Consider the following 6,998-nt stretch of genomic DNA (forward strand, 5'->3'; position numbering starts at 1 on the left):
CGAGCGACTCAGCTCGTGCAAAATTGTCCCAAGAAGTCCTACAAACCTTGGTAGCCGAAAATGCTGATATTATTGCTATCCAGGAAACCAAGCTTTCTGCAAAAGGGCCTACAAAAAAACACCTAGAAGTACTTGAAGAACTCTTCCCAGGTTATGAAAACACTTGGCGTTCCTCTCAAGAACCTGCTCGCAAAGGCTACGCTGGAACTATGTTCCTCTATAAGAAAGAACTCACACCAACGATTAGCTTCCCAGAAATCGGGGCTCCTTCTACCATGGATTTGGAAGGCCGCATCATCACCTTGGAATTTGATACATTTTTCGTGACCCAAGTTTACACTCCAAATGCTGGTGATGGTTTGAAACGCTTGGAAGAACGTCAAGTCTGGGATGTCAAATATGCTGAGTATTTGGCGCAACTAGACAAAGAAAAACCAGTCCTTGCGACTGGAGACTACAACGTAGCTCACAAGGAAATCGACCTTGCAAATCCTGCCAGCAACCGCCGTTCACCTGGTTTTACAGACGAGGAACGTGCTGGCTTTACCAACCTTTTGGCAACTGGATTTACTGACACCTTCCGTCATATTCACGGCGATGTCCCAGAGCGTTATACCTGGTGGGCGCAACGCAGCAAGACTTCTAAAATCAACAATACAGGCTGGAGAATCGACTACTGGCTCACTAGCAACCGTGTGGCTGACAAGGTGACCAAGTCTGACATGATTGACTCGGGTGCGCGTCAAGACCATACGCCCATTGTCATGGAGATTGAGCTCTAAGGAGAAAACTAATGGACTATCAAGCTGTCATTCCTGAATTTGTAGTATCTGACCTCGAAAAGTCACGCCACTTCTACTGCGACTTGCTGGGATTTTCTGTCGAATACGAGCGTCCAGAGGAGAAATTTCTCTTCCTCTCGCTTGAAGACTGCCAACTTATGCTAGAAGAAGGCAGCACAGAAGAATTAGCCCAACTAACCTATCCTTTCGGGCGCGGTGTCAATATTTCCTTTGGTATTGAAGATGCCCCTCAGCTCCACCAAAAACTGCTGGAGGACAACTATCCTATTTATCGTCCTTTGACTAAGAGAACATTTCGTGTTGGGGATCACTACATCTATCCTCACGAATTTGCAGTTTTGGATCCAGATGGTTATTTTCTAAGATTTAGCGAATAGAATAATCGAAGTCTACAATACTATCTAGCCTTGTAGGCTTTTTCGTTCGTTTTTATGATCTATTTACTAACAAAATATTTGATTTATAAAGCTAATTGGTGTAAAATAAAAACATTGGCAGCGGCCTATTTAAAATTGAATATCATTTTACTTGTTTATGTCGTGAATTGGCACGACGTTTCTACAAGGTGCCGGAACACCTAACAATGAGTATGTCAGCTTGAGGTATGGTTTTGGCCATGCCTATTTTGGGGACTTACTTAGGGGATTAAGTAGGTCCTTTTTTAGTATTTTGCTAAGGCTAGCCTTCAAGGTTAAATATAATATTTTTAATATTTCCCTTATTTAGTGCGGACGGGAGCAACTTCCTTCGGAATTTCATCCCTAATTTTTGAGCCCAAAGTCTCAAAAATCCCGTCATATACAATAACAAGATTATTGTATATGATACCACTACAGCGGGAAATATCTAGTAAAACTCGCTTCGCTCGCACTAGTATTATACATATACATTATTAGCAAACTAAATCACTATAGAAACATTTAAACAAGCAAATGAAGCATCTTTTAGACTTTAGGAGGTCTTATGAAATTATTAGAAGAGCGCATCCTTGAGGATGGGCATATCTTGGGTGACAACATCCTCAAGGTGGATTCCTTTTTAACCCACCAAGTTGACTTTAGCTTGATGCGAGAGATTGGTAAGGTATTTGCGGACAAATTCGCTTCTGCTGGCATTACCAAGGTCGTAACCATTGAAGCGTCAGGCATTGCCCCAGCCATTTTTACTGCCGAAGCCTTAGATGTTCCTATGATTTTCGCCAAGAAAGCTAAAAACATCACCATGAATGAAGGAATCTTAACTGCCCAAGTCTACTCCTTTACCAAGCAGGTGACCAGCACCGTTTCCATCGCTGGGAAATTCCTCTCACCAGATGATAAGGTCTTGATTATCGATGATTTCCTAGCCAATGGCCAAGCTGCCAAAGGCTTGATCCAAATCATCGAACAAGCTGGAGCAAAAGTCGAAGCTATTGGTATCGTGATTGAAAAATCTTTTCAGGATGGTCGTAATTTGCTTGAAAAAGCAGGGTATCCAGTCCTATCACTGGCTCGCTTGGATCGTTTCGAAAATGGTCAGGTCGTATTTAAGGAGGCAGATCTCTAATGCAAAAACAAGAAAAACACTCGCAAGCTGCGGTTCTTGGCTTGCAGCACCTACTAGCCATGTACTCAGGATCTATCCTAGTTCCTATCATGATTGCGACAGCTCTTGGCTATTCAGCTGAGCAGTTGACCTACCTAATCTCCACAGATATCTTCATGTGTGGGGTGGCCACCTTCCTCCAACTCCAACTCAATAAATACTTTGGAATTGGGCTACCAGTTGTTCTCGGAGTTGCCTTCCAATCCGTCGCTCCTTTAATTATGATTGGGCAAAGCCACGGTAGCGGTGCTATGTTTGGTGCCCTTATCGTTTCAGGGATTTATGTAGTTCTGATTTCAGGCATCTTCTCAAAAGTGGCCAATCTCTTCCCATCTATCGTAACAGGCTCTGTCATTACCACGATTGGTTTAACCTTGATTCCTGTCGCTATTGGAAATATGGGAAATAATGTCCCAGAGCCAACTGGTCAAAGTCTCTTGCTTGCTGCAATCACTGTTCTAATTATCCTCTTGATTAACATCTTTACCAAAGGATTTATCAAGTCTATCTCCATTTTGATTGGTCTGGTTGTCGGAACTGCCATTGCTGCCACTATGGGCTTGGTTGATTTCTCCCCTGTTGCGGCAGCACCACTTGTCCATGTTCCTACCCCCCTCTACTTTGGAATGCCAACCTTTGAAATCTCCTCTATTGTCATGATGTGTATCATCGCAACGGTCTCTATGGTTGAGTCCACCGGTGTTTATCTGGCCTTGTCTGATATTACTAATGACCCAATCGACAGCACGCGCCTACGCAACGGTTATCGTGCAGAAGGTTTAGCTGTCCTTCTCGGAGGAATCTTTAACACCTTCCCTTACACAGGATTTTCACAAAACGTTGGGTTGGTTAAATTGTCAGGTATCAAGACCCGTCTGCCAATCTACTACGCAGCTGGTTTTCTAGTCCTCCTTGGACTCCTTCCTAAGTTTGGCGCGCTCGCCCAAATTATTCCAAGCCCTGTCCTTGGAGGGGCCATGCTGGTGATGTTTGGTTTTGTTTCCCTTCAAGGGATGCAAATCCTTGCCCGCGTTGACTTTGCTAACAATGAACACAACTTCCTTATCGCAGCTGTTTCAATCGCTGCTGGTGTAGGTCTAAATAACAGTAATCTCTTTGTCAGCATGCCGACAGCCTTCCAAATGTTCTTCTCAAACGGAATCGTCGTAGCCAGCCTACTGGCCATTGTCCTCAATGCAGTATTAAACCGGAAAAAGAAATAAGAAAAAGAGGTGCGAGCCTCTTTTTTGTTTCTCTATATCCTCACCTGTCTGTCTTCTGACCGCTGACCTGTGACAAACATGGTAAAGGTGGCTTTGCAGACATTTCTGCCCTCTTGATTGGTAATATCCACATCCACGACACAGGTTGTGCGACCTTGATGGACACATTCTCCTTTAATGGTCAACACATCGTCGAGTTTTCCAGCCTTGAGGTAGTTGATAGAGGACTGGAGTGTCACCCCATCAAGCCCTAGCGAGATGACCACTAGACCACTGATCTGGTCACAAAGGGTGAAGAGATAGCCACCATGGGCATTGCCATAGTAGTTGAGCGACGAGTCCACCACTTTGGTCGTCACCACAACATGACCATCTCTCATTTTTTCAATTTCGTAATTTTCAAAGGCAGATATAGCATCAAAATGAAAATCTTTCATCGTTTCCTCCCGATAGTTCAAACGACACTATGATACTACTTTTTATAAGACTGTGCAAGGAGAAAGATCCTAGTCTGGCAAAATTCCGACCTGTTCTACAAAGCGCATAAAGGCTGCCTGTCCTTGTTCCGTCTGCTTGTAAACCCCAGCATCCTCTAAAACGCGCGCAAAGATAGCACCCACAGAGTCCTTGACGATTTCAAGGGCTTTTTCTTTATCTGCTAGGTCCGGATGTTGGGCTTTGAGCTGGTCTGCCCATTCCTGATGATAGTCGGCAACTGAGACTTCTTCTCCCACGAGGTAGCTGGCGACTTGCTCCACTTCTGCTTTCAAACGAGGTGGTAAGATTGCCAAGCCCATGACCTCAATCAAGCCGATATTTTCCTTCTTGATATGTTGAACATCCTTGTGGGGATGATAGATACCATCAGGATGCTCTGGCGATGTCTGATTGTCTCGCAAGACCAAATCCAACTCAAACTGACCATCGCGTTTACGGGCAATGGGGGTAATGGTATGGTGTGGTGTCCCGTCTGTCTCTGCCAAAATCTGTACTTCAGGGTCTGAATATTGCCGCCATTCCTGCAAAATCTTGTCAGCTAAGTTGATCAAATCCTCTTTAGAATCCGAGGTCAAACGTAGCACTGACATAGGCCACTTGACAATCCCAGCCTTGACCTGCTCAAATCCAGTAAATCTGAAAGTCTTTTGCGAGGGAGCCAATTCCATAGGAAATACGTGACGGCCTCCCTGATAGTGATCATGAGTCAGAATAGAGCCTCCCACGATTGGAAGGTCGGCATTCGAACCTGCAAAATAGCCTGGAAATTGCTCTACAATCGCCAGCAGGCGCTCAAAACTCTGACGACTAATGGCCATGGGACGGTGCTGGCCGTCTAAGAAAATACAGTGCTCATTAAAATAAGCATAGGGCGAATACTGGAAGCCCCACTCCTGACCAGCCATTTCAAAACGGATAATGCGGTGGTTAGTTCGAGCTGGGTGGTTAACTCGACCATGGTAGCCTTCGTTCTCTAGACAAAGCTGACACTGGGGATAATTGCTAGCTTGTACCAACTTGGCCGCCGCAATCTCTTTCGGATCCTTTTCAGGTTTAGACAGATTGATGGTAATCTCAAGTTCTCCGTAATCAGATGGAACGCGATAAGCAATATTTTTAGCAATGGCCTTAAGCTTGATGTAGTCATTTTTCTGGCTGAGCTGGTAAAAATCCCCTATCGCCTGCTCAGGTGACTGGGCATAGGTTGCCCAAAAGTTACGATTAACCTGACTTGGACAAGGGGTCACCAAGTCCATCAGTTCAGCACCGAGGATTTCACGCGCAGTCTGACTATCCTCAATCGTCTCTAATCGAACCGCTTTCTCGACCAACTGGTCCTTGAGGTCAATCAACTCATCTAGATCAGTCTCAACTTCCAAAACACCTTCTCCCACTCGTGCTAAGACACGATTGGTCAGGTAGATTCGATCCATTTCCTCAAATGAACTTTCAGCAATGACTTCCGTGATAAATGCATCTAGAACTCCTTGACTCATTGATTCTCCTTCTTACTTTCTAAATAGTCTCTGACAGCATCTAAATCCTGAAAAACTTGTTCTGTTTTATTTAAGAAAGACTGTGCTGGCATTTTCAAGTCTGGAATACAAATAACTGGTATCCCAGCTCTATACGCTGCTTCAATCCCTGCTTCACTATCCTCTAATACTAAGCAATTCTCTGGTAAAACATTCAAATCACTACAGGCCTTTAAAAATATATCAGGGTAAGGTTTGCTTCGCTTTACATCTTTTGCAAAAACTAAATGGTCAAATAGGGACAGTATACCATTACTATCCAAAATCATTCTAGCTCTAGATTCAACACTTGAAGTTGCTAGAGCGATTGGAATACCTTCTCTTTGCAAAAAAGCAAGCAAATTTTTAGCACCTTTTTTTAAATTTACACCTTTGGCTAATATTCGAGCTTCCAGTTCATAAACTTTTTCCAAGGTTTGGTCAAAGTTCCAAGGTAAATCATAGGTATCTAAAAATCGTTGAACATTCTCCTCTTCCCTATGTCCACTGTATTCTCTAGAATATGTTTCTTCTGTGAAAGGAATTCCAAAATCTTCAAGCAATTCTTGATAAACTTTTAGAGAAATGATCTCAGTATTAGCTAATAAGCCATCTAAATCAAATATTACAGCGTCCATTTACTTCTCTCCTAGTCTAAAACGCGAGTTCCACCTGCAACTTCAGCGATATAGAAGCTTGGAGCGTATCCAACTACTTCCTCGTAGTGCTTGCCAACAGCTGCTTTAAAAGCCTCAACGGCATCTTTTCGCACCAAGGCAATGGCACAGCCGCCAAAACCTGCCCCTGTCATACGAGCACCGAGAACACCTTCTTGATCCCAAGCCGTATGAACAAGGGTATCCAATTCCAAGCCAGTTACTTCATAATCATGCTCTAGAGAAACGTGAGAAGCATTCATCAAACGACCAAATGTTTCCAAATCACCTGCTTGAAGTGCTGCTTGAGCTTTAAGAGTACGTTGGTTTTCAAGCACAGCATGTCGAGCACGTTTTAAACGATTTTCGTCTTTAATCAGATAGCTGTATTGGTCAAAAGCCCACTCGTCTAGTTCACCCAAGGTTTGAATGTCCAAGGCAACTTGCAATTCTTCCACTGCTTTCTCACACTCAGCACGGCGTTCATTGTACTTAGAGTCCGCCAGTTCACGACGTTTGTTGGTGTTCATGATGACAACGACATTGTCCTTCAAATCAAGCGGCACCAAGTCGTATTCTAACGTATTGGTATCGAGGTAAATAGCACGTTGGTCAGCACCCATACCGATAGCAAACTGGTCCATGATACCAGAGTTGACTCCGATAAAGTTATTTTCTGTTTGTTTTCCGATTTTAACCAAATCCAAACGGTCTAGTTTT

8 protein-coding genes and 1 riboswitch are annotated in these 6,998 nt (G+C 43.8%); of the genes, 4 read left to right on the forward strand and 4 right to left on the reverse strand.

Translation table 11 applies throughout. The annotated features are described in order from the left end of the window. The 4 genes from SORDD27_RS06125 to SORDD27_RS06140 form a co-directional block, all read left to right on the forward strand. Positions 1–782: exodeoxyribonuclease III (locus SORDD27_RS06125; RefSeq protein WP_231069312.1), on the forward strand; the 782-nt coding region annotated here is incomplete at its 5' end. Between the two features lie 11 nt (positions 783–793). Next, complete coding sequence (locus SORDD27_RS06130) at positions 794–1,180, forward strand: bleomycin resistance protein (RefSeq protein ID WP_061427982.1); 387 nt, start codon at positions 794–796, stop codon at positions 1,178–1,180. Between the two features lie 131 nt (positions 1,181–1,311). Continuing rightward, positions 1,312–1,407, forward strand: a riboswitch (purine riboswitch). A gap of 359 nt (positions 1,408–1,766) precedes the next feature. Next, positions 1,767–2,348 carry a xanthine phosphoribosyltransferase gene (locus tag SORDD27_RS06135; protein ID WP_061427984.1) on the forward strand — a complete coding sequence of 194 codons (582 nt, stop codon included), beginning with the start codon at positions 1,767–1,769 and terminating at the stop codon, positions 2,346–2,348. After that, positions 2,348–3,610, forward strand: a complete 1,263-nt coding sequence (locus SORDD27_RS06140) for a nucleobase:cation symporter-2 family protein (RefSeq protein ID WP_001171650.1) — start codon at positions 2,348–2,350, stop codon at positions 3,608–3,610. The genes SORDD27_RS06135 and SORDD27_RS06140 overlap by 1 nt, the downstream gene beginning before the upstream one ends. Before the next feature lie 32 nt (positions 3,611–3,642). Here SORDD27_RS06140 and SORDD27_RS06145 read toward each other — a convergent pair whose 3' ends face one another. The 4 genes from SORDD27_RS06145 to SORDD27_RS06160 all read right to left on the reverse strand — a co-directional run. Continuing rightward, positions 3,643–4,047, reverse strand: coding sequence for a PaaI family thioesterase (locus tag SORDD27_RS06145; RefSeq protein WP_000651198.1), 405 nt, complete (start codon positions 4,045–4,047; stop codon positions 3,643–3,645). Between the two features lie 69 nt (positions 4,048–4,116). Next, positions 4,117–5,604: a UDP-glucose--hexose-1-phosphate uridylyltransferase gene (locus SORDD27_RS06150; RefSeq protein ID WP_061427985.1), complete on the reverse strand. Its 1,488-nt coding sequence runs from the start codon at positions 5,602–5,604 to the stop codon at positions 4,117–4,119. Continuing rightward, complete coding sequence (locus SORDD27_RS06155) at positions 5,601–6,260, reverse strand: HAD family hydrolase (RefSeq protein ID WP_061427986.1); 660 nt, start codon at positions 6,258–6,260, stop codon at positions 5,601–5,603. Before SORDD27_RS06155 ends, SORDD27_RS06150 begins: the two co-directional genes overlap by 4 nt. 11 nt (positions 6,261–6,271) lie before the next feature. After that, on the reverse strand, positions 6,272–6,998 hold a 727-nt coding region (locus tag SORDD27_RS06160), incomplete at its 5' end, for a galactokinase (protein WP_081103386.1).

Origin of the sequence: Streptococcus oralis (assembly GCF_001579025.1) — a bacterium.
GTDB classification, from domain to species: Bacteria; Bacillota; Bacilli; order Lactobacillales; family Streptococcaceae; genus Streptococcus; species Streptococcus oralis_X.

Excerpts from the sequence above, each read along its gene's own strand:
- SORDD27_RS06130 (WP_061427982.1), top strand. The coding sequence starts at position 794 with ATGGACTATCAAGCTGTCATTCCTGAATTTGTAGTATCTGACCTCGAA.
- SORDD27_RS06135 (WP_061427984.1), top strand. The coding sequence starts at position 1,767 with ATGAAATTATTAGAAGAGCGCATCCTTGAGGATGGGCATATCTTGGGT.
- SORDD27_RS06140 (WP_001171650.1), top strand. The coding sequence starts at position 2,348 with ATGCAAAAACAAGAAAAACACTCGCAAGCTGCGGTTCTTGGCTTGCAG.
- SORDD27_RS06145 (WP_000651198.1), bottom strand. The coding sequence starts at position 4,047 with ATGAAAGATTTTCATTTTGATGCTATATCTGCCTTTGAAAATTACGAA.
- SORDD27_RS06150 (WP_061427985.1), bottom strand. The coding sequence starts at position 5,604 with ATGAGTCAAGGAGTTCTAGATGCATTTATCACGGAAGTCATTGCTGAA.
- SORDD27_RS06155 (WP_061427986.1), bottom strand. The coding sequence starts at position 6,260 with ATGGACGCTGTAATATTTGATTTAGATGGCTTATTAGCTAATACTGAG.